Source organism: Collinsella sp. AM36-4AA, assembly GCF_003467795.1.
Classification (GTDB): domain Bacteria; phylum Actinomycetota; class Coriobacteriia; order Coriobacteriales; family Coriobacteriaceae; genus Collinsella.
The window spans coordinates 1-1,563 of sequence record NZ_QSHS01000059.1 but is presented as its reverse complement, the minus strand read 5'-3'; the positions used below and the strand labels follow the sequence as shown (position 1 = coordinate 1,563).

Genomic DNA, 1,563 nt, shown 5'->3' with positions numbered 1-1,563 from the left:
CACCTTGCTCGCTCTGGCGGGTTTTCGCTCATATGACCCAATCCGCTGTCAAGAGCCACAATGGCCCCGCCGACCGCTTGCAATCGGTCGGCGGGGCCTGCCGTTAACCCGTCCCGGTCCGCCCCCGGCATGTCATCGACGCCTTCGGCTCAGTCTCATATCCGCGGATACCGTTCTGTCGGCCCGCACTCCATTCCTTCGGCGGGGTTCCCCAAGTCTGTCGAGGCGCATGCGGAGGGCTCCGCGCGCACAGCGAAATAGGGGGTATCCCCGAAGGCCGCCCGGCTCGCCGGGGCGGGGGCTATGTCTATTCCGCGCCCTCCCGGCACATCATGCCGAGGGCCCAGAGCCACCTCACGAGCTCGGCCGCGGTGGCCGCGTTAGCCTTCGCCGCGGGCATGCCGCGGGCGAGCATCTCCTCGCGCCGCCGCAGGAGCCGCTCGGATCCCTTCCTCCCGTGCATCCTTATCTCGAGGGGCACGCCCGTGTCCCTTGGCATGAGCTTCGGCTGGTGCCGTGCCGCGGCGTAGCACCATGAACCCTCAACGGCCAGCTTCCTCACGAGCGCGTTGCCCGCACCGCTGATGCCTCCGAGCCGCACGGAGTCGCCGCTCGACCTCTGACTCGGCGCGAGGCCGAAATAGGCCGTGACCTGCCTTCCGGAACGGAACCTCGTGAAGTCGCCGACCTCGGCCGAGAAGGCTGCGGCCAGCGCGAAGGCGCAGCCCTTGATCGACTGGAGGGCGGCCACCTCCGCGGCGATCGGGCTGGCATCCACGGCTGCCCTGTACTCGGAGAGCAGATCCGCCCGGGCCTCCGCCGCGGCCTCGACCTCGCTCCTCAGAGCGGCGAGCGTCCGAACCCCGCCATCGTCCTCCGGCCTGACCTTGTCGAGCCACCTCAGGAAGTCGTAGGTCCAGTACTTCCTCGGGTTGCCGGCGGGCGTGGTGCCGCCGTAGGCGAACCCTCGCTTTGCGAGGAAGGCGAGCAGCCGCTGCTTGGCGGTCGCCAGGCGCGCGGTCGCCCCGTCGTAGGCGCCGGCGAGGTCCCTGATGCCTTCGACCTCGGGGGAGGGGACCCATACGGGGGAGATGTCGTGGGCGAGTATCGCCTTGGCCATCCTGGCGGCGTCGTTCCTGTCGTTCTTGGAGGCCGAGTCGGCGGCCGACCTGGGGATCTTCGAGACCGCGGCGACGACACACTCGACGCCGAGCCCGGCGAGCTCCCTCTGCGGGGCGAAGCCGGGGTAGCCGCTCTCGTAGGCCGCGAGCGACGGCCCGGGGAACCCACCCATCCACCCGGCGATCTCGCCCCAGGGGTTGCCGGGGAACCTCCTCGTCACGGCCTCGCCGGTGTCCGCGTCGAGGGCGCAGACGGTGGTCGACCTCAGGTGGACGTCCATCCCGAACGCGGTAGAATACTTTGGCATGGGAGCCTCCCAACCTCGTTGCGGCGCGGCTGCGCCTATGGCACTTCAACATCATTGTCGCAGCCCCGACCCGCGGTCACGAGCGGGGGCTCCTATCTTTTTAGTGCCCTCGGATTGGGTCATAGTGTCTGTCG

At 69.3% G+C, this 1,563-nt stretch carries 1 protein-coding gene; it reads right to left on the bottom strand.

Annotated elements, in window-relative coordinates:
• Positions 1 to 307: 307 nt before the first annotated feature.
• Positions 308 to 1,429, bottom strand: a complete 1,122-nt coding sequence (locus DW850_RS10050) for an IS110 family transposase (RefSeq protein WP_117648235.1) — start codon at positions 1,427 to 1,429, stop codon at positions 308 to 310.
• Positions 1,430 to 1,563 lie beyond the last annotated feature (134 nt).